Origin of the sequence: Azospira sp. I13 (genome assembly GCF_003112695.1) — a bacterium.
GTDB lineage: Bacteria > Pseudomonadota > Gammaproteobacteria > Burkholderiales > Rhodocyclaceae > Azospira.
Genome location: NZ_BFBP01000008.1, coordinates 73,363 through 96,225, shown reverse-complemented (window position 1 = coordinate 96,225; position 22,863 = coordinate 73,363). Strand labels below are relative to the sequence as shown.

General features: G+C 56.5%; 21 protein-coding genes. 14 read left to right on the top strand and 7 right to left on the bottom strand.

Features of this window, described 5'->3' with window-relative positions; translation table 11 throughout:
- Positions 1–284 precede the first annotated feature (284 nt).
- The 4 genes from AZSI13_RS08355 to AZSI13_RS17265 all read left to right on the top strand — a co-directional run bounded on the left by AZSI13_RS08355 (position 285) and on the right by AZSI13_RS17265 (position 3,679).
- Positions 285–752 (top strand): 3'-5' exoribonuclease, encoded by a 468-nt coding sequence (locus tag AZSI13_RS08355; RefSeq protein WP_109040716.1) that lies wholly within the window; start codon positions 285–287, stop codon positions 750–752.
- 163 nt (positions 753–915) lie between these two features.
- Positions 916–1,941, top strand: coding sequence for a thymidylate synthase (locus AZSI13_RS08350; RefSeq protein WP_109040715.1), 1,026 nt, complete (start codon positions 916–918; stop codon positions 1,939–1,941).
- Positions 1,942–2,093: 152 nt separating this feature from the next.
- Positions 2,094–2,744, top strand: a complete 651-nt coding sequence (locus AZSI13_RS17270; protein ID WP_133247290.1) for a hypothetical protein — start codon at positions 2,094–2,096, stop codon at positions 2,742–2,744.
- Positions 2,741–3,679 (top strand): hypothetical protein, encoded by a 939-nt coding sequence (locus AZSI13_RS17265; RefSeq protein ID WP_133247289.1) that lies wholly within the window; start codon positions 2,741–2,743, stop codon positions 3,677–3,679. Before AZSI13_RS17270 ends, AZSI13_RS17265 begins: the two co-directional genes overlap by 4 nt.
- A 9-nt stretch (positions 3,680–3,688) precedes the next feature.
- Here the strand turns inward: AZSI13_RS17265 and AZSI13_RS08345 are convergent, their stop codons facing one another.
- The 3 genes from AZSI13_RS08345 to AZSI13_RS08340 all read right to left on the bottom strand — a co-directional run bounded on the left by AZSI13_RS08345 (position 3,689) and on the right by AZSI13_RS08340 (position 5,498).
- Entirely contained in the window at positions 3,689–4,774 is a 1,086-nt protein-coding gene (locus AZSI13_RS08345; RefSeq protein ID WP_109040714.1) for an ImmA/IrrE family metallo-endopeptidase, read from the bottom strand.
- A complete protein-coding gene (locus tag AZSI13_RS17260; protein ID WP_133247288.1) occupies positions 4,767–5,093 on the bottom strand; it encodes a hypothetical protein in 327 nt (108 codons plus the stop codon). Before AZSI13_RS17260 ends, AZSI13_RS08345 begins: the two co-directional genes overlap by 8 nt.
- A gap of 78 nt (positions 5,094–5,171) precedes the next feature.
- A complete protein-coding gene (locus AZSI13_RS08340; RefSeq protein WP_109040713.1) occupies positions 5,172–5,498 on the bottom strand; it encodes a DUF4031 domain-containing protein in 327 nt (108 codons plus the stop codon).
- A gap of 47 nt (positions 5,499–5,545) precedes the next feature.
- Between AZSI13_RS08340 and AZSI13_RS08335 the strand changes: the two genes are divergently transcribed.
- A complete protein-coding gene (locus AZSI13_RS08335) occupies positions 5,546–5,902 on the top strand; it encodes a helix-turn-helix domain-containing protein (protein WP_109040712.1) in 357 nt (118 codons plus the stop codon).
- 302 nt (positions 5,903–6,204) lie between these two features.
- Here AZSI13_RS08335 and AZSI13_RS08330 read toward each other — a convergent pair whose 3' ends face one another.
- The gene (locus tag AZSI13_RS08330; protein WP_109040711.1) at positions 6,205–7,320 is read right to left on the bottom strand and encodes a hypothetical protein; all 1,116 of its coding nucleotides are present in this window, start codon (positions 7,318–7,320) and stop codon (positions 6,205–6,207) included.
- Positions 7,321–7,664: 344 nt separating this feature from the next.
- On the opposite strand from AZSI13_RS08330, the gene AZSI13_RS08325 reads away from it, so the two are divergent.
- The 3 genes from AZSI13_RS08325 to AZSI13_RS17255 all read left to right on the top strand — a co-directional run bounded on the left by AZSI13_RS08325 (position 7,665) and on the right by AZSI13_RS17255 (position 11,618).
- Positions 7,665–9,158 carry a hypothetical protein gene (locus AZSI13_RS08325; protein ID WP_109040710.1) on the top strand — a complete coding sequence of 498 codons (1,494 nt, stop codon included), beginning with the start codon at positions 7,665–7,667 and terminating at the stop codon, positions 9,156–9,158.
- A 253-nt stretch (positions 9,159–9,411) separates the two neighbouring features.
- The gene (locus AZSI13_RS17715) at positions 9,412–10,572 is read left to right on the top strand and encodes a hypothetical protein (protein ID WP_201262336.1); all 1,161 of its coding nucleotides are present in this window, start codon (positions 9,412–9,414) and stop codon (positions 10,570–10,572) included.
- A gap of 14 nt (positions 10,573–10,586) precedes the next feature.
- Complete coding sequence (locus AZSI13_RS17255) at positions 10,587–11,618, top strand: hypothetical protein (protein WP_235609714.1); 1,032 nt, start codon at positions 10,587–10,589, stop codon at positions 11,616–11,618.
- A 358-nt stretch (positions 11,619–11,976) separates the two neighbouring features.
- Here the strand turns inward: AZSI13_RS17255 and gyrB are convergent, their stop codons facing one another.
- The 3 genes from gyrB to dnaA all read right to left on the bottom strand — a co-directional run bounded on the left by gyrB (position 11,977) and on the right by dnaA (position 17,209).
- Entirely contained in the window at positions 11,977–14,466 is a 2,490-nt protein-coding gene (gene gyrB, locus AZSI13_RS08315) for a DNA topoisomerase (ATP-hydrolyzing) subunit B (protein WP_109040709.1), read from the bottom strand.
- Positions 14,467–14,537: 71 nt separating this feature from the next.
- A complete protein-coding gene (gene dnaN / locus AZSI13_RS08310) occupies positions 14,538–15,644 on the bottom strand; it encodes a DNA polymerase III subunit beta (RefSeq protein WP_109040708.1) in 1,107 nt (368 codons plus the stop codon).
- A 152-nt stretch (positions 15,645–15,796) separates the two neighbouring features.
- The gene (gene dnaA / locus AZSI13_RS08305; RefSeq protein WP_109040707.1) at positions 15,797–17,209 is read right to left on the bottom strand and encodes a chromosomal replication initiator protein DnaA; all 1,413 of its coding nucleotides are present in this window, start codon (positions 17,207–17,209) and stop codon (positions 15,797–15,799) included.
- 380 nt (positions 17,210–17,589) lie between these two features.
- Here dnaA and rpmH point away from each other — a divergent pair, with 380 nt between their 5' ends.
- From rpmH to AZSI13_RS17710, 6 genes are all read left to right on the top strand, one after another.
- Entirely contained in the window at positions 17,590–17,724 is a 135-nt protein-coding gene (gene rpmH, locus AZSI13_RS08300; RefSeq protein WP_014235940.1) for a 50S ribosomal protein L34, read from the top strand.
- A gap of 60 nt (positions 17,725–17,784) precedes the next feature.
- Positions 17,785–18,252, top strand: a complete 468-nt coding sequence (gene rnpA / locus AZSI13_RS08295) for a ribonuclease P protein component (RefSeq protein ID WP_109040706.1) — start codon at positions 17,785–17,787, stop codon at positions 18,250–18,252.
- Between the two features lie 2 nt (positions 18,253–18,254).
- Complete coding sequence (gene yidD / locus AZSI13_RS08290) at positions 18,255–18,485, top strand: membrane protein insertion efficiency factor YidD (protein ID WP_109040705.1); 231 nt, start codon at positions 18,255–18,257, stop codon at positions 18,483–18,485.
- A 32-nt stretch (positions 18,486–18,517) separates the two neighbouring features.
- Positions 18,518–20,206: a membrane protein insertase YidC gene (gene yidC / locus AZSI13_RS08285; RefSeq protein ID WP_109040704.1), complete on the top strand. Its 1,689-nt coding sequence runs from the start codon at positions 18,518–18,520 to the stop codon at positions 20,204–20,206.
- 64 nt (positions 20,207–20,270) lie between these two features.
- Entirely contained in the window at positions 20,271–21,623 is a 1,353-nt protein-coding gene (mnmE, locus tag AZSI13_RS08280; RefSeq protein WP_109040703.1) for a tRNA uridine-5-carboxymethylaminomethyl(34) synthesis GTPase MnmE, read from the top strand.
- Between the two features lie 33 nt (positions 21,624–21,656).
- Positions 21,657–22,838: an acyltransferase gene (locus tag AZSI13_RS17710; protein WP_109040702.1), complete on the top strand. Its 1,182-nt coding sequence runs from the start codon at positions 21,657–21,659 to the stop codon at positions 22,836–22,838.
- Positions 22,839–22,863: the final 25 nt, after the last annotated feature.

Sequence of the window (22,863 nt, the reverse complement as noted above, 5' to 3'; positions counted from 1 at the left end):
ACGATGCGTCAACCACCCCATGTGGGTCAATTTTATGTTGATGGGTGTTGTCTTAGCGGGTCAGTTTTAGGTTGTTGTTGACACCGTTGAGATGAGTGGGGACAGTGACCTCCTGGCAGCTTCCGGCGTGGCTTGCAGGGAGGGGATGAGTCCCAGGGAATTCGCTAAGCAGTATGGGAAGAAAATTGGGGCGTCAGAGCATTGGGTATTACAGAGACTGCTGACCTACGGAGTCGCGAAGGGAGACTGGCGATGATAGGAAATTCAGCGATTCGGAGACATGCATGACCATCGTTTTCTTCGACACAGAATTCACCCACTTGGGGATAGATCCCAAGCTCATTTCCATTGGGCTGGTCTCTGAAGATGGCAGCCGGACGTTCTACGCAGAACTTACGGATACCTATCGCCTGGAGGACTGCAGCGATTTTGTACGGGATGAAGTATTGCCCCTGCTAGAAGGAGGGGCCTGCCAAATGCGTTTTGAGGAGGTTGCCCATCGGCTGTCCGAGTGGCTTCTGGACTTTGGTGATCGGGTGGTGCTGGCTACTGATTCTGAGAGTTATGACTGGCCTTGGATCCAGAAGTTGTTCTGGAAGTTAGATGGCTGGCCAATTTGGGTAACCCCAAAACCATTGCTTCTGACTGTTGGCGACGAGAGTAACCAAATTCTGGAGAGCACTTTGCTACGTCCGCATCATGCTCTGAATGACGCACAGATGAGCCGTTTGCACTTTAGGAAAAATACATAATCATTCACGATTCTGTAGGAGAAAACATCATCTAGGAACGGCCTCCATGATTCTTCTCAATATGCAATAGGACTTTTCCGGTAGAGTGTGAATGTCATATGCTGCAGGGCATATATTCCCTACCACGTTGTATTAACTGATTGTTCGTAAGTGCGCTCGAGTTATGTACATTTCGGCATCGACGATTGACGACTTACTGAGGAAGCTATTCCCGAGATTGCTAAGCGATAAGCTGCTCAAAGGGGAAAGCAGAATAACGGCCACAAAGGGAAGTACGGTTGAGATGCGCGGTGTGATGCTGCAACTCACCAATCCCCGGATGCGCCTGAGCAGAACGGAAGAAAAGGGCACATTGTTCAGTTGTCTTGGAGAATGGCTATGGTATTTAGCGGGAAGTAACGATGTAGAACATATAAAGTACTACATCAAGAAATACCATGAGTTTGCGGAGAACGATGGAACAGTCCACGGTGCATATGGGCCCCGAATTTTTGGGCCTCGGCCAGGCGATCAGGTAGAGCAGATCATCGACCTGCTTAAGCGAAAAAGTACGTCACGACAAGCCGTGATCCAGATATTCGACTGTGACGATCTGCAAAAAAAATATAAAGATGTACCTTGCACGTGCACGATGCAATTTCTTCTTCGTGGACACCGTCTCCACATGGTGACCCACATGCGCTCTAACGACGCATTCAAGGGACTGCCACATGACATCTTCGCTTTTACGCTCATACAGGAGTTGATCGCTAGATCGCTAGATGTCGAGCTTGGGAATTACAAGCATTCCGTTGGAAGTTTGCATTTGTATGATGAAGATCGAAACCGTGCGGAGCGATACTTGCAGGAGGGATGGCAATCGAGAATCGCAATGCCTTCAATGCCAAAAGGTGATCCGCGGCCATCGATTCGCAAACTCCTGGATATTGAAGTTGATATCAGACAGGGGAAAGCAACCGGTAAAGAAGCTGATAGCTTAGATCCGTATTGGGCTGACCTTGTCCGTATTCTGCAGATATACAAATATTCTCAATCACGTGACACGTTACGCAAAATATCGCTGCTCAGCAGAGCGATGGATTCAGATGTGTACCGCGTATACATTGACCAGCGTCGCTCAACGCAGACCAAAAAACTCCTCGTACACGACACTCCAGAGCAACTATCCCTGCTACCTCAGACTGACTAATGTAAGTGACAGAAATAATTCTAGATTTACTTCACCGCCTGAACTCTGCCTCCGTCGCAGACACACACATAATTCCTTGGAGCAGCCCAGTTCTCTCGTTTGGTCCCTTGCATTCAGCAAAGATCGCCACACTGGGACTTAACCCAAGTAACTTGGAATTCGTTAATCCAAGCGGAGAGGAATTAAGTGGCACCAAGCGACGATTTCAAACGTTAACATCACTAGGCCTTGATCGCTGGTCTGATGCGACAGAGAAAGATGCTGAACTGATCTTAGAGTCTTGTAATGGCTATTTTCAATATAACCCCTATAACGCATGGTTTAAGAGCCTAGATCAGATCATTTCCGGAACAAATTACTCTTACTACAGCTCACTCTTCCCTGCGTGCCACTTGGATTTAATACCATTTGCAACTTATTCAAAATGGTATGAACTGAAAAGCAGGCAAAAGCGACAATTGATTGAAATCGCAGGAAACGCTCTCGGACAAGCGCTACAGCGATCATCGATTGAGTTGTTAGTTTTGAACGGCGAAACTGTAGTCCGAACCCTAGAAACCCTGTCAGGTAACGTGTTCACGAATACCGTGCTACCTCACTGGGCCTTGCCACGAAAAAACTCTCACGATGTGCCTGGCCGGGCCTACCAAGGAAAAATAAAAGAAATATTTGGCATTCCTCTACGGAGGAGTATCAAGGTGCTTGGATACAACCACAATATCCAGAGCAGCTATGGAATGACGGCAACGGTCAAACAAGCCATTGGCGACTGGATTGCTAAGAACAATGGGGCATCTTCATGAAACCACAAGACGTCGCACTTGGGCGGAAACTCAAACTCACACTGCTAGACTTTACCGATAACGTTCGGCAACTTCCGGGGATTCGCCCTAGAGAGAATCTTGATGCCCTTGTTGAACAATTGATCGAGAGCATTCGGCGGATTCGCTATATAGCGACCATTCGGAGGCAGCGCTTAGGTGAAGTGCGAATGGACCCCAGCAGCGACGCATTTGACCCACTTCGCGCTGCAGTACTCCATCAAGCCAGTGGTAACAGTGAAGAAGCTTGTTGGCTCGTATTTTTAGCGACCCACTTCGGTAAACATCACCGAACTGGCTGGCGTCTTCTCCAACAGGTTTACGGCAGGCTAGGTGGGGAACCTCATTGGGGCTGGGCAAAGGTTTGTGAGAGTCCCGAAGAATTTGCAATGTGGTTAGCCGCAAGCTATGGGGCCCTCACATCCCCAGCTAGGGCAGGCCATTTTGGTAACCATCGCAAATATGAAACGCTTCGTGATACAACCCAAGGTACGGGCGCTGTTGTTAGAAGCTATGTCAGGTGGATCAACAACTATGGATCACACGCTGCACTGCTGACAGAGGCGCGTCATCATGCCGGTAATGATCGCCGAGAGATTTTCAAATACCTCTATCGAACGATGGACGTTCATCGCTTTGGTCGTACCGCCAAGTTCGATTACCTAACCATGCTGGGGAAGCTAGATCTATTCCCGATCGAACCGAATTCCGCTTACTTAGTAGGAGCGACAGGCCCATTACGTGGCGCCCGACTTCTTTTTGGAGGAACAACTCTTGCAAAAGGGCTTAGCCCAAAGACATTGGATAGCTGGCTACTCGAACTGGACGGCCGACTTAATGTTGGTATGCAGGTACTAGAGGATTCTCTATGTAACTGGCAAAAATCCCCTGGCCGATTCCGCCCATTCCGTGGATAAATCCAGTGATCACAACCAGCTGTAACGTACCTTTAAATGATTCATTTGGGATGGTTGCAATAGCCGGTGATGCTGCAATTGACCGACGAGTACTCCAGGCGACACTCCAATTTTCCGAGCAAGTCTTATGATTGACCGGGCATCTGCCTTTGTTGCAAAAAGCTCTTCTCTAAAAGCTTCGGGGATCAGAGTTTTTTCAGAATAGTCGTTTGCTTCCTGTTCTTCTACTGAGGAAACAGCGCTGTTTCCTTCAACGAATAACATGTCTTTCCCATGAAGTATGAGGTGCGCTGCTTCATGGAAAAACGTAAACCAGAAGTGATCGTCTGATAGATAGCGACAGCTCAATAGCAACAGAGCTTTTTCCTCCGATAGGAATTTTGTTGCTCCGCTCGCCCGACATCCGGTAGGTGCCCTAACAATAGAAACAGCCACACCGCTTTCAGCGCAAATAGACTGTAGCTTTGGAACAAAGACTGCTGGATTTCGCTCCCTCGTTAGCAACCGAATTTGGCTTAGGGAGTTACGGAAATTCGCCTCATTCCATGATTTGCAACTAATCGCTTGAGCAGTACGCTCTCCTTGTCTCAGCCATGCAATGACTGAGAGATCTTTGGATTCAAAAGATGACGAAGTTCTAAACGATGCAGAGACATGGTACGAGGCATATTTTCTTGACCATGCTTGAATGTCAGGCACGTCAAAAAAATCTAAGCAAGTTTTTGCCTTATCCGGTAATTTTTTTAGATCTTCGATCCACCCAAATTGGATCATCTCACGGAGAGGCAACTCTCTAAGCCAGCCCTCTAGCGATAGACGGCTCTGTGATTTCTTTAGTCGTGCAATATCGTTCCGATATTGAGATTCTCGCGTTAACCAAAATATCTTAGATGCACCCAATGTGCGCGAAAGATCAGAAGCGATTTCCTGATCAATCTCAACTAAGCCGCTAATTAGCTTTTTCGAATATTCTCGCGAATACCCAAGCTGAGAAAAAAAGCTCTCTAGGGATAAGTCTCTCTCTTCCAGAATACTGACTATTGTGTCCCCTGGGGGAGATGCCCAATTCGGACTAAATACTAATGAATTACTCATGTTTGTCGATCTGAATCAATTTAATACGAGTAACCTGGCGCCAATTGATCTTGCCGCTGGCGAGGAGTGGGCAGTTCTTATGGTTAGGGACGATAACGATATAAAAATTGTCTCCAAGCGAGATTGACATACCTTCGCCGTAGCTGCCGTTAACAGAATTCGGTTTCCCTGCCGGTAAGTCCACTACGCTGTCGACGGATCTTAGATCCGCTAACCGTGCTATCAGTTTCGCTGTTACTCGATCCCCAAGTTTTTCTTGGGCTTTTGATGGGTTTTCGCAAATTACCCGCAACGACAAATCTTCGAAAGCAATTTCCAAGGTCCAAATACCTTATAGGCTTAGTTTTGACCGAGCGTTAACTACCGGTACGGTCGAACCCATACCCCGGCTATCCTTTCATAGTACCTCGCAGGGGTCATGCTCAAAGCATAGACGTAATTGTTGTGGTTGGGAATATTTAAGCTTTTCCACCTGCGCTTTGAGATGGCGAGCGCAACCAATAATCTGGGCACGTGTCCCTAATTCGGCCCCCATCAGAAGCGCCTTGTTACGCACCTCTAGCGTTACATCATAGTGAGGATACGACGCATTGGCTTGGAACCAACTGCGACGAAGACCGAGGGTATTGGCGAAAGCATGTAGTTCCTCAATCGAGTCAGCCACCAGATGGCACCATTCCTTGCCGCGCCATTTCACCTTCACGTTATCAACGTAAACCGTCATCAATCGCCAATTTCGCAATTTGCAAATATTGCAATATAATATGCAAAATGGGACGGAAATTCAAGTCGCAAAAGGAAATTTCAGCACTTGCTTGTCGGTTAAGGGCAAGGCGAATTGCTTTGAACCTAACTCTTATGGAGCTAGGAAAAGCATCAGGTATCGACTATGGACAGCTATCACGATTTGAGGCAGGGCAATTTAGAACCGAATCGAAGAACCTTCAAAGGATTTGCAAATTTTTGCAAATCTTTCCTTCGGATGAAGGCGAGTCCGACGATCAAAACGAACTTGAGAAGCTGGTAAAAAAATTCCTCGAATTTGCAGCCGGTTCCCCTCGAAATCAACAGGCTGCAAGGGCCTTAGTGAATGCATTGGAGTTGCTTGTAATTCATGAAGAAAGATAGACCTATATACATATGTGTGGCAGTAAGGCAGGCTACAAGTTGGCTTGTAAAAAAGAAGCGTCCTCGCCATAGCAGCCACTCTATAACTGAGAGTAGTTCAGCTTCTCGGCCTGAGCGGCTGTTGGGGTATGTCGGTACCAAAGGCAGCGACAGATCGGTCAGCGATCATAACCCGATAGCTGGCTGCTACGTTCGCTTCGCAGCTGACGCGGCAGCTATGTTGAGTTCTTAACAAAATCGGGTGTTGCTGTTCAGCCGATGCGTTTCAGTATCTAGCCGAACATTTGGCTTTTACCTAGTTGCTACAGTTTCGGGGCATCGCCTTTCGTCACAGTTGGCTTCTTTTTCCCGAAGTCATAGGCCCATGAGACAACGTCGTCCTTCTTCAGGATTACCCTGCGCCACACCTGATTGTCGTCGTTTATCCCATGCCCATTGCTATCGATATTTGAGGCATCTTTGGGTTGCCAATGGACAACAAATTGACTGCCGATCCGGGAAACGACCCGCACGCCATCTAAGCTGCCGAGCTTTGCCCCCCTGTCGAATGCACACGGCTTTTCAACGAGAAGCAAGTTTGCCGAGTTACAACCCGATTCGGAGAGAATCAATGTAACGGGATTCCTCTGGGATAGCCCAAGTACGGCGACCGACGCTTGGGAAACTAAGGTTGGACGTTGCACCGCCACGCTAAGAAGCAACACCGCACCGATAACGGCAATAAATCGTGCCACAGCGCGGCGCTTGGCAGGCGCATATGCCACCATGATGGAGATAACGGCAAAAGCAAATGTAAAGAGAAGCAGGTTGAGGATGTCCTCCCAATCCTTGTCGCCTTTCGATGTCAGTAGTTCGTAATAAAGCATTGGAACCGTGATTGCCCAGAAGCCCCAAAGTGCTTCCTTACCTACGTTTTTGAGCCAATTAAACCAAGTGAATCTTTCAGTCGTAATGGCGGAAAGCACCACGAATAGCAACAGCAGAACCGGCCATGCCCAGATCTCTTTGCCGAAGTCGTATGAAAGATTGGCTATCACGCCGAATCCTAGGACGATGCCGACCGTCGCTTGGGCAAGCAAATACATCTTCTTCTTTTTGTCATCGGTAGCGTCCACATAGAGCATCGGCAAGGTAAGGCCGAAGCCGATCATTAGCACCAAGAAGGTGCCAACAGCGGCGACACCGGCGACCGTCACGGAAATGGCGCTTACATCGAGATCGGGCAGGTACTCAATGGACAAAAAATAGCTGAGCAGAAGAAGGCCACCGACCGAAAGTGAAAGGCTCCAAAAGCTTGCCCACGGTATCGCGTTTAGCTGCTCGAATAGCTCTACTAGCTGATTCCGCTTGGGTGGCTGTTGTTGTTTGGTATTGGTCTGCTCGGTTTGGCTCTTATCTAGATCACGTTGATCCGACATGTTTGACTCTCACTATTTGTAAATGTCTATCTGCGCCGGTTATTGCTTCAGTTGAATCGCCCCAGGTTTAGTCGACGCTCTTAAGCCGAATGTAAGTCTGCTTGTCGGCCATAGCAGTCTTTCATTGATCGAAATGGCAATGACTGCTGTATACAAAATTCCGGACTCGCTCCGAACTTGACGGGCGTCTTGGGCATCCCCACGCCCCTGACCTACGGTCATGCAAGGGAAAGTCGTGCCCTTGACGCCTGGCGCCACGGCAAAATATTCCGATAGGGTTCGCCACCAAGGCCTGGGCTATGATTCTGGAAATTGGAGCAACATAGAACAATCCAGGGGGCGAGATGGCGAATACTTGCATCGTGTGTGGTCAGGCTGCGGGCTCGGGCGAACACGTCTTTCCGGCAGCGCTCGGCGGGCGGCGAATCAACAGGAACATCTACTGCACCAAGCATGACAACGGCTATTCTAGCTTGGTCGCGGAATTGGCCAATCAAGTGGATGTCCTCAATGCCAGGTTGGGCGTAGTCCCCGACCATTCCAAGGATGTCAAAAGCGTGCTTGCCCGCGATGCGATGAGTGGCGAGGAGCTGAGGCTCTCAGCCAAGGAAAGCGTCTTCACCGCGCCGCGCGTGATCTCCCAAGAGCCAGCGGGAAACGGCGTGCTCATGAATATGTCGTTCCCCAACCGGGAGGCGATGAACCAGTGGCTGGCAGAGAAAAAAGCCAATGGTCTCGACGTGACGCCATTGCAAAAGGCGCAGGAACAGACCTATTTCTTAGGGGAAGTCCACCATCAGCGGTGCTTTGGGGGACCGTATGGACTCGGCGCGGTAGCGTATATCACACAGACCTTCTTGGGCCAGGAATTCCCGGACTTGGCTCGTTCCAGCAACGTGGCACAGTTTATCGCCTACACGCAGGCCATCGCAGCCCTCGCCCAGATTACAGGCGGTAGTGGTGAGGCTACGGATGGACCGGCCGATCCGAGGTTGGAGCTGGCGCGCCAAGCGCTCACAGCCGCGCTCGCGCCTTGGGGCGGGCAGGCGCCAGTCTGGTGGGACTTCGACCCACAACCCGACCCCACGCCCAACGCCTTCGAGTTCGGGCATCGCGTGACGGTGGGCGTCGATACGTCGGATGGGCAAATCTTCGGGCGCTTCTCGCTGTTCTCGTCGATCCACTTCAGCATGCTTTTCGGGACGACAAGCGCAGGCGCGGCGACCAAGACCGTTACGGTGGACATCGATCCGATGGCGGCCCATACGCCCAATGACATCAAGAGGGTCGAGGCCGCCTCGGCTATCGCTCGAGTGGCCGTGCCGGCCCTGCCCACGGCGGGTCTGGCCACCGCTATATCGAGCGGAAGCCAAGAGGCAGTGCTCACGGACTTGATGCGTAAGATCGAAGCCCATTCCTTAGCGAAGTCCGCCGCCAGAATACATGCCGAACTCGCCGCCTATTCGACCCTGTCGGAGTTTGAAGGCGAGCAGCTCGTCGATCGTTTGATCGATGGGCAGGCGCAGCGCGTGTTGAACATGACCAAGTGGGTACTGCAAAACTTCAAGCCGCGACTTCCGGCCGAGTTGCTCCCCGTGCTCGGGCCGATGATCGACGCGATGACTGCCCACGATCCGAATTCAACCAACGGGCTTTCGACTATGGCGAATGCGACACTAGCTATCGCCAAGAGCGCACTAGCCGCGCAGATGCGAGAGGACATCAAGGATGGCCGCCTCGACGAGCGCCGCATCGCCCAACTGATGGGCGAGGGGCCTGGCGCTGCAGTGGTCGGCCAGGCCGTTTTGACTCCGATTACCCAAGCCCTGGGGGGCTGAGAAGCCGCAGTTGACGAATTGCAGCTATGAATCTCCCCGACTTTCGTGGACACGTGCGAGGACTGCTTTACCGGGCTAAACAGACGGAGTTTGCGATGAAGTTGAATGTGAGCAAAGGCCGATGAGCTGCCTATTGGCACCAGCATCAGGCCAGATATCGGCCTGAACGCTTTTGAACAGCGTTCGTTGTTACAATTCCATTCAGATAACCAAGCCAACTCCTTGGCCGCATATCTTACGGAGAGTGTTAGGAATGGATTGCCTTTACGATGCAAGAACTGAGTGTTTTTCCTATCTACTGAAAACCACGCTCAGTAGGTACATTGAAATGGTTAAAGATGCTCATTCCAATCGTGGGGGTATCGTTGGCCAACGAGATGTACTCAAAACAACGACAGCCAAACGCATCAGGGAACGCATGATCTCTGATATTTGTGCTGGCGCCATCCTCCCTCCGGTCGTCATAGGCCTAGTCGTTGATCAAGAGGCACTTGAAAACTTCAAACCGGGAACCATCACAGACGAGGAGGCGTTCCTTTTAGCCATCAAAGGCCAAGAACTTACGATCATTGATGGCATGCAGAGAACTGCGGCCCTTATCGAGGCCAGCGTACAGAAAGGCGATCTACTCACCCATGAAATCAGAGTCGAATTTTGGGTAGCAAAATCAGTCGCGTCTCTAATCTATCGGATGCTAGTTCTGAATACCGGACAAGTACCCTGGACTCTAGCTCGCCAGTTGGCCGTAATCTACTCACCCCTTTTGGAAGAGATTAAGAAGCGAGTAAAGAACATTGATCGCATTTTTCACCCTGAACGGCCAGGAAGACGGGTATCAAGCGGGCAATTTAGCTCCGACGACATTGTTGAACTTTATCTCGCATTTTCGCTTAGGAAAGCCAGCTTTGACACAAAGGAAACACTCTCAGAGGAGTTTTCCAGACTGGATTTCGTCGACAACCTCGCCTCGCGGGATTTTCAAGAGCAGTTTTATGACGCGCTCGCCGTTTTGGTCAACCTAGATCAAGCGTTCGACCGTCTAGAAATAATTAGCGACATTAGGTTTAAGAGAGGACGAGACATCTTTGGAAGTCAGCCCGCTCGCATTGGCTTCATGGTCGCTATCTCCCAATACGTGCTCGGTCGTCCAGGTTTAGATAGGACATCTGAGGATCGTAGGCAGCGAATGCAATGGATCATAGAGTGGGCCAGCGCCCTTGTAGCCAAACTGGACGTCATGTCTGTCGAACAACTCTCAGAATTTTTGGGTCTAGACGTGCTTAGCGAAGTTCTGGACAAGCGAGTTAGTCAAGTTGGCCGGTATGAGCGAGGGGTTTTCATCGAGGCCTTCAAGGTTCTAATTGATGAAAAATTTGACCTTCCCAATATGGAACCTTGCTGGCGGGCTAGCTGATGACAAGCCGGAACATGGTAGAGGCGAATGTAGCCATATTCTCTGCCCTGGATCAGTACTGCCTCCAAAAGAAAAACCCAATAACAAACGCAGGCAAGAAACGCTGGATAGCATCAACTCCGACTACACGGGCGATACTGAAGGAAGCATCCTTTGAGTCAGGCATTTCTTTTTCTCGAGGACTAAAAGTAGCCCGATTTGACCATAAGCTAGATTCTTACTTTTTTGTCATCGGCCTCGATTTACCAGTATCTAACGTTGGCAACTTCCTGGATGAAATCGATGTAGATGGTAGCTTATTGACCTTAGCTCTCTCCGAATTGCAACCGGCACCGTCCGCCTCAGATTTTCAAGTTAGAGATATCGTCGAATATGATGATGGGAATCGCAATCCCAAATATACGGGCCATCAAGCGAGTGGGGTAGCCAGCCTTTTCCCAAGAATTCAATGCTACAAATCCAACGATTTGTCCATTGACGAAACCCAACGGGCTTTCTTTTTGTTGTGCCTAGCGGACAGTAACCATGGGCCGGCTTGGATGGATGTCGATTTAAAGGAGACATTCGCGTCACTATCCGAGCTTAGTCCAACATCCATTCCCTACCAAACTCTATGCAGGTCGGTATTTGACACTGATCCAAGTTCTGTATTCTTGGCGCTTTACCGTTGCCTTGAAGCGCTTTATGCCTATTCACATGTAACGCAGTTAAACGGAAAACTCGGACTATCCAAGCCATGGGATCAAGTGGCTGAACTGCTTGAAAGACAGTTGGGATGGAGACCGCGCGAGGAATCCAGTCTCGAAATTCTGCTACGGTCTGCCCCGTTAAAGCACGATTTAGAAGAAGCGTTAGACGCGATGAACATCAAGCTCCAAGCGAACTCCGATGTCTTTAGCGTTGCCACAAAGTCAATTTATCAACTGCGCAACTCTCTGGTCCATTACAGGCCTTTGCACCAACAACTCAACCCCCAATGCATAGACTGGAATCGTCTTTGCAAGGCAATGTGCTGTTTGGTGCATGACGCCTACGAGTCGATCTGACTTTAGGTTATGTTCCCGGCTTTCTTAACGGACATTGCACTATAAATCGCTCCGGTTTTTCTAGACATTTTCTGACCGCTCCGCTTGGGATACTCCCGTTAAAGCATCGAAGCAACCAATGACCGTGTGGGGGGCTTTCCCTCGCCGATGATGAAAGCGGACAGTGACCGTCATCAGTGGCTGAGCGGCAGCTTACTAGCGCATAGGCGCCCGATGCTGGCCCGAGGTCCAAGGTCGGCTTTGGCCGATGAGCAGACAACAAAAATGCCACTCACAGGGAGTGGCATTTTCATTTTATGGGGCCCAAATAAATCTAGAGTTGTGAGACAAATCTAGAAGTAAATGAGATCCTACACCATCACACGTCGATGTTCTGGGCTCGCAGGGCGTTGCTTTCGATGAAATTTCTGCGGGGTTCGACCAGTTCACCCATGAGGGTGGTGAAGATTTCGTCGGCGCCGATGGCGTCGTCGATACCCACCCGGAGCAGGCGGCGGACGTTGGGGTCCATGGTGGTTTCCCACAGCTGCTCGGGGTTCATTTCACCCAGACCTTTGTAGCGCTGCTTGCTGATGCCCTTTTCGACTTCGTTGAGCAGCCAGGTCATGGCGCTGGCGAAGTCGCCCACGGCCATTTTCTTTTCGCCGCGCTGGATCAGGCCGCCGGGGCCGAAGAGGCCGTTGAGCAGGTCGGCGGTCTTGCGCAGTTGCAGGTAGTCGCCGGAGCGCAGGAAGTCTTCGTCGATGCTGCTGATCTTGCGGTTGCCGTGGTGCATCTTGGCCATGCGCACCTGCCAGCTTTCCTGGGCTTCGTTGTAGTGGGCCAGCACGTCGATGCCGTCCACCACCTTGGCCAGGGCTTCGGCGCTGGCGCGGGCGGCGGCTTCGTCTTCCAGCTTGATCTCGAGGTTGTGGTGGAGCAGGGCGTGCAGCACGTCCGGGTTGATGTGGTTGGAGAGGCGGTTGATGACGGCCTCGGCCAGCAGGTATTCCCGGGCCAGGGATTCGAGGGCCGGGCCGCTGATGGGCTCGGCGCCGGCCTTGGGCAGCAGCTCGGTGCCTTCCATGGCCATCTGCAGCAGGAACTGCTGGTATTCGTGGTCGTCCTTCAGGTAGCGCTCGGTCTTGCCGTGCTTGACCTTGTAGAGGGGCGGCTGGGCGATGTAGATGTGGCCGCGTTCCACCAGCTCGGGCATCTGCCGGTAGAAGAAGGTGAGCAGCAGGGTGCGGATGTGGGCGCCGTCCACGTCGGCATCGGTCATGATGATGATGCGGTGGTAGCGCAGCTTCTCGGGCTTGTATTCGTCCTTGCCGATGCCGGTGCCCAGAGCGGTGATGAGGGTGGCGATTTCCTGGCTGGAGATGAGCTTGTCGAAGCGGGCCTTTTCCACGTTGAGGATCTTGCCCTTGAGGGGCAGGATGGCCTGGAATTTACGGTCGCGGCCCTGCTTGGCGGAGCCGCCGGCGGAGTCGCCCTCCACCAGATACAGTTCGCACTGGGTGGGGTCCTTTTCCTGGCAGTCGGCCAGTTTGCCGGGCAGGCCGACGCCATCCAGGATGCCCTTGCGGCGGGTCATTTCGCGGGCCTTGCGGGCGGCGTCCCGGGCGCGGGCGGCTTCGACGATCTTGCCGCAGATGGTCTTGGCGTCCACCGGGCGTTCCAGCAGGAATTCGGTGAGCTTGGCCGCCACCACTTCTTCCACCGCCGGGCGGGCTTCGGAGGAGACCAGCTTCATCTTGGTCTGGGAGGCGAACTTGGGATCGGGCATTTTCACCGAGAGAACGCAGGCCAGGCCTTCGCGCATGTCGTCGCCGGTGATTTCCACCTTGGCCTTCTTGGCGATTTCGTTCTCTTCGATGTACTTGTTGATGATGCGGGTCATGGCCGCCCGCAGGCCGGTGAGGTGGGTGCCGCCGTCAGACTGGGGAATGTTGTTGGTGAAGCACAGCACCTGCTCCTGGTAGGAGTCGTTCCACTGCATGGCCACTTCGACGCCGATGGTGACGCCGGTGTCGCCGACCTTGGCTTCGCCGGCGGAGTAGAAGATGGTGGGGTGCAGGACGGACTTGGTGCGGTTGATGTATTCGACGAAGCTTTGCACGCCGCCGGCAAAGGCGAACAGCTCTTCCTTGCCGTTGCGCTGGTCCACCAGGCGGATGCTGACGCCGTTGTTGAGGAAGGACAGTTCGCGCAGGCGCTTGGCCAGGATTTCGTAGTGGAATTCCACGGTGCCGAAGATTTCGTCGTCGGCCAGGAAGTGCACTTCGGTACCGCGCTTGTCGGTATCGCCCAGCACCTTCAGGGGGGAAACTTCAAAGCCGTCGCGCACTTCGATGACGCGCTCCACCGGGACGCCCCGGTTGAACTCGATGAAGTGGCGCTTGCCATCGCGACGGATGGTCAGGCGCAGCCACTTGGAGAGGGCGTTCACGCAGGAGACGCCGACGCCGTGCAGACCGCCGGAAACCTTGTAGGAGTTCTGGTTGAACTTGCCGCCGGCGTGCAGTTCGGTGAGGGCGATTTCGGCAGCGGAGCGCTTCGGCTCGTGCTTGTCGTCCATCTTCACGCCGGTCGGGATGCCGCGGCCGTTGTCGGTGACGGAGATGGAGTTGTCGGCGTGGATGGTGACGGTGATGTCGTCGCAATGGCCGGCCAGGGCTTCGTCGATGGAGTTGTCCACCACTTCGAAGACCAGGTGGTGCAGGCCGGTGCCGTCGGAAGTGTCGCCAATGTACATCCCCGGGCGCTTGCGCACGGCCTCCAGGCCTTCAAGGATCTGGATGCTGGATTCGCCGTAGGCCGGTGAGGCTTCCTGCGGGTTGTTCATTTGCGGGTTTTCTTCGCTCATTGTTCCTGTTCCACTTAAAACTGCAAAAGGCCCGCCGGGCGGCGGACCTTAGATCACGGCGATGACGGTGATCAGATGCGCATGGGCATCACGACGTACTTGAAGCGCTCGTTGCCGGGTACGGTGACCAGGGCGCTGGAATTGGCGTCGTTGAAGTTGAGGGTGACGGTGTCGCTGCTGACGTTGTTCAGCACGTCCAGCACGTAGCCGACGTTGAAGCCCACGTCGAGGGAATCGCCGGCGTAGTCCACTTCCAGTTCTTCCTGCGCTTCTTCCTGCTCGGCGTTGGCAGCCATGACCTTGAGGCTGTTGCCCTGAAGCACCAGGCGCACGCCGCGGAACTTCTCGTTGGTCAGGATGGCGGCACGCACCATGGATTGCAGCAGGGCGGTGCGGCCCAGTTCCAGGCTGTTCTTCAGGGTGGCGGGGATGACGCGCTCGTAGTCGGGGAACTTGCCGTCGATCAGCTTGGATACCAGCACCACGTTGCCAAAGGCGAAGCGCACTTGGTTGGCGGTGAGGGTGATATCCAGGGCTTCGTCGGAATCGGCCAGCAGGCGGTTCAGTTCCAGCACGGTCTTGCGCGGCAGGATCAGTTCCTGGCGCGGCAGTTCGGCTTCGATCGCCATGCTGGCGAAGGCCAGACGGTGGCCATCGGTGGCCACGGCGCGCAGTTCCTTGCCTTCGGTCAGCAGCAGCAGGCCGTTGAGGTAGTAGCGCACGTCCTGGGCGGCCATGGCGTACTGGGTCTGGGCCAGCAGCTGGCGGAACTGCTTCTGGGTGACGCTGAACTGTTTGGCTTCGTCGCTGCCCACGGCCATGCGGGGGAAGTCGTCGGCAGGCAGGGTCTGCAGGGTGAAGCGGCTCTTGCCGGCACGCACCAGCAGGCGCTTTTCTTCCAGCACCAGGCTGATGTCGGTGCCTTCGGGCAGGGAGCGCAGGATGTCCTGCAGCTTCTTGGCACCCACGGTGACGGCGCCGTCACCTTCGCCGCCTTCGGCGGGGGCGCTGGTGGTGATCTGGATTTCGATGTCGGTGGCCAGGAAGGTCAGGGCGTCGCCCTTCTTTTCCAGCAGCACGTTGGACAGGATGGGCAGGGTGTGCCGCTTCTCCACGATGCCGGAGACCGATTGCAGCGGCGAGAGCAGCGTGTCGCGTTGGGTCTTGATAAGAAGCATAGAGATCAATCCTTAAAAGAGAGAGCGGTACAAATTTTCCTGAGTAACGTATCGATCCGGTAATGCCTGGGGCGGGGCCTGAAAAGGCGGCCGGGCAAAGGGATGATTATCCACTTTTCATGCGCCATTCCATACCCTGCCGGTGCAGCTTTTCAACCCTTGAGCACCTGCAACAGCACATGCAGGTCGTGGTTCAATTCATTGTCTTTGGCCCGCAGGGTGTCAATGGTGCGGACCGCGTGCAATACCGTGGTGTGGTCCCGGCCGCCGAAGGCATCCCCGATCATCGGGTAGCTGTGGGGCGTCAGGTCCTTGGCCAGCCACATGGCCACCTGGCGCGGCCGGGCGATGGCCCGGGTGCGCTTCTTGGAATAGAGGTCGGCCACCTTGATCTTGTAGTACTCGGCCACGGTCTTCTGGATGTTTTCCACCGTGATCTGCCGGTTGAAGGCGCCGATGACGTCTTTCAGGGCATCCTTGGCCAGATCCAGGGCGATTTCGCGGCCGTGGAAGAGGGAATAGGCCAGCACCTTCTTCAGAGCCCCTTCCAGCTCCCGCACATTGGAGCGCAGGTGCTTGGCGATGAAGAAGGCCACTTCGTCGTCCAGGGCCACGCCCTCGGCTTCGGCCTTCTTCTTCAGGATGGCCACCCGCATTTCCGTCTCGGGCGGCTCGATCTGCACCGTCAGGCCCCAGTCGAAGCGGGTCACCAGACGGTCGTCGAGGCCGTTGATGTCCTTGGGGTAGGTGTCGCAGGTGATGATGATCTGCTTCTTGGCTTCGGTCAGGGCGTTGAAGACGAAGAAGAATTCTTCCTGGGTGCGGTTCTTGCCGTTGAAGAACTGCACGTCGTCCACCAGCAGCACGTCCAGGGACTTGTAATAGCGCTTGAAGACGTCGAAGGACTTCTGCTGGTAGGCCCGCACCACGTCCGAGTAGTAATCCTCGGCGTGCACGTAGCGCACCACCTTGTCCGGATCGGCCTGCAGGATGGCATTGCCGATGGCGTGGATGACGTGGGTCTTGCCCAGGCCGACGCCGCCATAGATGAACAGGGGGTTGTAAGAAACCCCAGGGTTTTGCGCCACCTGCATGGCGGCGGCCCGGGCCAGATCGTTGGCCTTGCCCACTACCAGATTGTCAAAGGTGAAGCCGGGGATCAGCCGGGTTTTCTCGTAGCTGCTCTGGGGGCCGGCGTTGCGGCGGGGGGCTGCGGCGGGTGCGGCCAGGGCCGGCTGGGCAATGGCCGCCGGGCTATCCTGGGGCATCGGCGCTGCGGCCGGCACCGGGGCGGGCCGGGGAGCCATCACGGGCGCCTTGCCGCCGCCAATACCCAGGCTGATGGCGATGGGGGCGGAGAAATGGGTGTGGGCCAGCTCTTCGATACGGGAGAGATAGCGTTCCTTCACCCATTTCAGGATGAAGCCGTTGGGTGCAAGCAGGCGCAGGCCGTCGGCGAGGTTATCCTCGCCTTCCAGCCGCAGGGGCTTGATCCAGGTGTTGAATTGCTGGGGCGGCAGTTCTTGTTCGAACTGGCTCAGACAGATTGACCAGAAACCGCTCATTAACCTCGACCACTCGGCAGACGGGGCGCATGGCGCCGCCGCTGGCGGGGATAAGCCGGGCGGGAAAACGCTGCCGTCCGGCCGGAACCCGCCGGGAGGGCGGGCCCCAAAAAATGAAAAAGCCTACTGGAAAATAGGCTGAAGGTTCCGGCCGCCCCAAAGGCGTTACCGGTGGTGTCGGGTCGGGCCCGCATCCCCGCAAGGTTTTCGCCTGGGGCGAATGGCTTGGGAGAAAGCGCATTCTAGCCTGCCCGGGAAAAGTTATCCACAGGCCGGGGCAAATTTCCCCAGGCATCGGGCGCGATTTGTTCTTGACAGACAGGGGGTTAACCCATTCTAATTGCGCGTTTATCTTTCCCCAAGCATCAAGGACTTAAGACATGAAGCGCACTTACCAACCCTCCGTCGTCCGCCGCAAGCGCACCCACGGCTTCCTGGTTCGCATGAAGACCAAGGGTGGCCGCGCCGTCATCCGCGCCCGCCGCGCCAAGGGCCGCAAGCGCCTGGCCGTCTGATCACTCTTGATCGGACTTGACCTGCCCGGCAGCGCCGGGGAGGCAAAACCAGCGGTAGCCATGGTTCAGGACTGTCGACAGTTTTCCTTCCCCAAGCGCTACCGCTTGACCAAAACGGATGAGTTTTCATCCGTTTTTGGTTTTCGGAGGGCCATAAAAGGCCCTTTCTTCCTTCTGCACTGGCGCGAGCGTAGTGCGGAGGAGCCCCTACAGGGTGCCCGTCTTGGTCTGGTGGTGGCGAAAAAGCTGTGTCGCGCCTCCGTTGGTCGTAACCGGGTACGGCGCCTGGCCCGGGAGGCCTTTCGCCTGCATCGCCCGGAGCTGCCGCCGGTGGACCTGATCCTTCGCCTCGGGGTTTCCCTCGACAAGGCCAATCCCCGGCCGGACAAGGCTGCCCTGGCGGCCGAAATCCGCAGTCTGCTGCGCCGCTTCAGCCGTCGTTTTGCCGCTGCAGCAGCAGAGGCGGCGGCAAACCAGGCAGTACCGGCCGTGCCCTCCTTGCTGCCGTCTCCCACCCCGGAAGCCTGACCATGACCGGGTGGCGCAAGCTGAGCATCCTGCCTTTCCTGCTTCTGCTGCGGGTCTATCGTTACGCCATCAGCCCCATGCTGGGCCGTAATTGTCGTTTCGAGCCGAGCTGTTCCGTCTATACTGCCGAAGCTTTGCAAAAGCACGGTCTGATCAAAGGCCTCTGGCTGGGAGGACGGCGCATCCTGCGCTGCCACCCCTTCCATCCCGGCGGCTATGATCCCGTGCCCTAATTTTTCTCCAAACCGCATTCGAGTGGCTGTGCATGGATAACCGTCGTCTCTTCCTGTTCATCATCTTCTCCGTCTCCATCATCATGCTGTGGGACGCCTGGGTGAAGCATAACCAGCCCAAGGATGCGCCGGCTGCCGTGGCCGCTGCCGCTCAGCAGGGAGCAGCTCCCACCCCGTCCGCTGCGCTCAATGCAGGTGCTGCCGCCGTCCCCGGCGCCGCTTTGCCGGCCCCGGTCAAGGCGGAAACGGTCACCGTACGCACCGATCTGATGGTCGCCGAGATTTCCACCCTGGGTGGCGATCTGGTGCGCCTGGAGCTGCCCGCCTACAAGTCAGCCGTCGATGCCGAGAAGCCCTTCGTGCTGTTTGGCGAGGAGCACCGTTACAGCGCCCAGACCGGCCTGATCGGTGACGGCCTGCCCAATCACAAGAGCGCCTTCAAGCTGCTGCCCGGCGCGCTGGAACTGGGCGACAAGGATCAGCTGCAGGTACGTCTGCAAGCTGTGGCCGATGGCGTCAAGGTGACCAAGGTCTATACCTTCCACAAGGGTTCCTTCCTGGTGGATGTGGGCTACGAGATCGAGAACGGCGGTGCCAAGGCCATCACGCCCCACGCCTACTTCCAGCTGGCCCGGGACGAGAAGGCGCCGGAAGGCGAATCCTCCATGGTCAGCGTGTTCACCGGCCCGGCCCTCTATACCGAGCAGGAGAAGTTCCACAAGATCGCCTTCTCCGATATCGAGAAGGGCAAGGCCAAGGTGCCCCAGAACCCGGATAACGGTTGGGTGGCCATGGTGCAGCACTACTTCGTTTCCGCTTTCGTGCCCCAGGGTACTTCCCCCCGCGAGTTCTTCGTACGCAAGGTGGAAGCCCCGGCCGATGGCAAGCCCGGCGTCTATTCCGCCGGCGTGATCGTGCCCGTGGCCCAGATCGAAGCTGGCGCCAAGGGTGGCGTCACCGTGCCCCTCTTCGCCGGTCCCCAGATCCAATCCCAGCTCAAGCAGGTGGCACCGGGCCTCGACCTGGTGGTGGACTATGGCTGGCTGACCGTCATTGCCGCCCCGATCTTCTGGGCCCTGGAGTGGATTCATAAGCTGGTGGGCAACTGGGGCTGGGCCATCGTGGTGCTGACCATCGCCCTGAAGCTGATCTTCTTCCCCCTCTCCGCCGCTTCCTACAAGTCCATGGCCAAGATGCGCCAGGTGACACCCCGCCTGCAGCACATCAAGGAGCATTTCGCCAACGACCGTCAGCGCATGAACCAGGAAATGATGGAGCTGTACCGCAAGGAAAAGATCAATCCCCTCGGCGGCTGCCTGCCCATCCTGATCCAGATCCCGGTGTTCATCGCCCTCTACTGGGTGCTGCTGGGTGCCGTGGAAATGCGCAGCGCCCCGTGGGTGGGCTGGATTCATGATCTCTCCGCACCGGATTCCCTGTTTGGCGTCATTCCCGGCATCCACATGCCGGTGGGCCTGCTGCCGATCCTCATGGTCGCCACCATGTTCATCCAGACCAAGCTCAACCCGACGCCGCCGGACCCCATGCAGGCGAAGATGATGCTCATGATGCCCTTCATGTTCGGCTTCATGTTCTTCTTCTTCCCCTCCGGCCTGGTGCTGTACTGGGTGGTGAACAACGTCCTCTCCATTGCCCAGCAGTGGCAGATCACCCGCATGATCGAACAGGGCGGCAAGGCGGCTAACGACGCCAAGGCCTGATGACCCCGAAAAGGCCGCCCTCGGGCGGCCTTTTTTACGTTAACGTTCCGGACTTTCCCGCCCCATGACGCCCCGCACTGACACCATTGCCGCCATTGCCACCGCTCCCGGCCGGGGCGGGGTCGGCGTCATCCGTATTTCCGGTGCCCACCTCCTGCCCCTGGCAGCGCAGCTCACCGGCAAGACGCCGCGGCCCCGTTACGCCACCCTGGCGGACTTTCGCGCTGCCGACGGGGCGGTCATCGACAGCGGCTTGCTGCTCTACTTTCCCAACCCCGCCTCCTTCACCGGTGAGGACGTCATCGAACTGCAGGGTCACGGTGGCCCGGTGGTGCTGCAGATGCTGCTGGCCCGCTGCCTGGACCTGGGGGCACGCCTGGCGGAGCCCGGCGAATTCACCCGCCGCGCCTTTCTCAACGGCAAGCTGGACCTGGCCCAGGCCGAGGCCGTGGCCGATCTCATTGATGCCACCACCCAGGCCGCCGCCCGCAGCGCCGTGCGTTCCCTGCAGGGCGAGTTTTCCAAGGAAATCCGCACCCTCACCGACGAGCTGATCGAACTGCGGGCCTTGACCGAAGCCACCCTGGATTTCCCGGAGGAGGAAATCGACTTCCTCAAGGCCGCCAACGCCTTCGGCCGCCTGGATAGCCTGGATCAGCGCCTGGCCGCCGTCTTCGAGCGGGCCCGGCAGGGCAAGCTGCTGCAGGACGGCCTGCACGTGGTGCTGGCTGGCCAGCCCAACGTCGGCAAGTCCAGCCTGCTCAATGGCCTGGCCGGTGACGAGCTGGCCATCGTCACCCCTATCGCCGGCACTACCCGGGACGTGGTGCGGGGTAGCCTGCAGATTGAAGGCATTCCCCTGCACGTCATCGATACCGCCGGCCTGCGGGAGACGGAAGACGAAGTCGAGCGCCTGGGCATCGAGCGCACCTGGCGCGAGATCGAAAAGGCCGATGTGCTGGTGCTGCTGGCGGATGCCCGGGAGGGCCTGGCCCACGCCGAGGAGGCCATCCTTCAGCGCCTGCCCGCCGGCTTGCCCAGAGTCACTGTCTACAACAAGATCGACCTGGCCGGCGGCCAGCCCGAACGTCACGATGAGCCGGAAGGCGGTGAGGGTTGCATCGCCATTTCCCTCTCCGCCAAGACCGGTGCCGGCCTCGACCTTCTGCGCCAGGAATTGCTGCGCATCGCCGGCTGGCATCAGGCCGAGGATGTCTTCATCGCCCGGGAACGCCACCTGCGCGCCCTGGCCGAAGCCCGGCAGCACCTGGCCGAGTCCCGCCAGCGCCTGCCGGCCCTCGAACTGTTCGCCGAAGAACTGCGCCTGGCCCAGAATGCCCTGTGCGACATCACCGGGGAGTTCACTGCGGACGACCTCTTGGGCGAGATCTTCGGCCGCTTCTGCATCGGCAAATGATTTGCCGCCAGCGATGACGGGCCGCTCCTGACGATGGACTACCGACGCGAGATAGATGGGCTGCGCACCCTGGCCGTGGTGCCGGTGATCCTCTTCCACGCCGGCTTTGCCGTCTTTGGCGGCGGCTTCGTCGGTGTCGATGTATTTTTCGTCATCAGCGGCTATCTCATTACTTCCATCCTGCTGGCCGAGATCGAGGCCGGCAAGTTCTCCATCGTCGGCTTCTACGAGCGGCGTGCCCGGCGCATTCTCCCGGCGCTGTTCCTGGTGATGGCGGTGTGCCTTCCCTTCGCCTGGCTGTGGCTGCTGCCGGCGGATCTGAAGGAGTTTTCCCAGGGGCTGATGGCCGTTTCCAGCTTTGTCTCGAACCTGCTGTTCTGGCGCCAGAGCGGCTATTTCGACACCGCCGCCGAGCTCAAGCCCCTGCTGCACACCTGGAGCCTGGCGGTGGAAGAGCAGTTCTACCTGTTCTTTCCTCCCTTCCTCCTGCTGCTCTGGCGGGGCGGACAGCGGCGGGCTGTGACCGTATTGAGCCTTATCGCCGCTGCCAGCCTGGCGACGGCCCATTGGAATGCCGCTGCCCACCCCGCGGCCACGTTCTTCCTTCTCCCCACCCGTGCCTGGGAGCTGCTGATGGGCAGCGGCGCCGCCCTTTATCAGGTCCGCCGGGGGCGCCCCGGTATCCCGCTCGGCCTGCAGCAGGGGCTAGGCCTGGCCGGAGCCGGGTTGGTCGTTTTCAGCATCCTCGCCTATAGCGAAGCCACGCCGTTCCCCAGTCTCTACGCCCTGGTACCCACGGGCGGAGCCCTGCTGATCATCCTCTTTGCCTGGCCGGATACCTGGGTGGGCCGGCTCTTGGGCAGCCGTGTTTTTGTTGGTATCGGCCTGATCAGCTACAGCGCCTACCTCTGGCATCAGCCCCTGTTCGCCTTCGCCCGCCAGCGCAGCCTGGAGCGGCCGGAACCCTGGTTGATGGCGCTGCTGGCGGTGGCCACCTTCATCCTGGCCGCCCTCAGCTGGCGTTTTGTCGAAAAGCCATTCCGCCAGCGCGGGCACCTGTCGCGGCGAAGCATTTTCCTGTTTGCGGGCATCGGTTCGGCGGCCTTCATCGGCATCGGTGCCGCCGGGCACTTCAGCCAGGGCTTTGCCGGCCGCCAAACCTTGCCTCAGGAAATCCTGCGCAGCTTTGAACGTACCTCCCGCAGTGCCGAGTGATTCGACAAGGCCCAGGTCCATCGTC

Coding starts and splice junctions, on each gene's coding strand:
- AZSI13_RS17265 (WP_133247289.1), top strand. CDS start 2,741: ATGAAACCACAAGACGTCGCACTTGGGCGGAAACTCAAACTCACACTG.
- AZSI13_RS17710 (WP_109040702.1), top strand. CDS start 21,657: ATGGACTACCGACGCGAGATAGATGGGCTGCGCACCCTGGCCGTGGTG.
- AZSI13_RS17715 (WP_201262336.1), top strand. CDS start 9,412: ATGGATTGCCTTTACGATGCAAGAACTGAGTGTTTTTCCTATCTACTG.
- AZSI13_RS08340 (WP_109040713.1), bottom strand. CDS start 5,498: ATGACGGTTTACGTTGATAACGTGAAGGTGAAATGGCGCGGCAAGGAA.
- AZSI13_RS08350 (WP_109040715.1), top strand. CDS start 916: ATGTACATTTCGGCATCGACGATTGACGACTTACTGAGGAAGCTATTC.
- rnpA (WP_109040706.1), top strand. CDS start 17,785: ATGGTTCAGGACTGTCGACAGTTTTCCTTCCCCAAGCGCTACCGCTTG.
- AZSI13_RS08325 (WP_109040710.1), top strand. CDS start 7,665: ATGGCGAATACTTGCATCGTGTGTGGTCAGGCTGCGGGCTCGGGCGAA.
- AZSI13_RS17255 (WP_235609714.1), top strand. CDS start 10,587: ATGGTAGAGGCGAATGTAGCCATATTCTCTGCCCTGGATCAGTACTGC.
- yidD (WP_109040705.1), top strand. CDS start 18,255: ATGACCGGGTGGCGCAAGCTGAGCATCCTGCCTTTCCTGCTTCTGCTG.
- mnmE (WP_109040703.1), top strand. CDS start 20,271: ATGACGCCCCGCACTGACACCATTGCCGCCATTGCCACCGCTCCCGGC.
- gyrB (WP_109040709.1), bottom strand. CDS start 14,466: ATGAGCGAAGAAAACCCGCAAATGAACAACCCGCAGGAAGCCTCACCG.
- dnaA (WP_109040707.1), bottom strand. CDS start 17,209: ATGAGCGGTTTCTGGTCAATCTGTCTGAGCCAGTTCGAACAAGAACTG.
- AZSI13_RS08335 (WP_109040712.1), top strand. CDS start 5,546: ATGGGACGGAAATTCAAGTCGCAAAAGGAAATTTCAGCACTTGCTTGT.
- AZSI13_RS08345 (WP_109040714.1), bottom strand. CDS start 4,774: ATGAGTAATTCATTAGTATTTAGTCCGAATTGGGCATCTCCCCCAGGG.
- rpmH (WP_014235940.1), top strand. CDS start 17,590: ATGAAGCGCACTTACCAACCCTCCGTCGTCCGCCGCAAGCGCACCCAC.
- dnaN (WP_109040708.1), bottom strand. CDS start 15,644: ATGCTTCTTATCAAGACCCAACGCGACACGCTGCTCTCGCCGCTGCAA.
- yidC (WP_109040704.1), top strand. CDS start 18,518: ATGGATAACCGTCGTCTCTTCCTGTTCATCATCTTCTCCGTCTCCATC.
- AZSI13_RS08355 (WP_109040716.1), top strand. CDS start 285: ATGACCATCGTTTTCTTCGACACAGAATTCACCCACTTGGGGATAGAT.
- AZSI13_RS08330 (WP_109040711.1), bottom strand. CDS start 7,320: ATGTCGGATCAACGTGATCTAGATAAGAGCCAAACCGAGCAGACCAAT.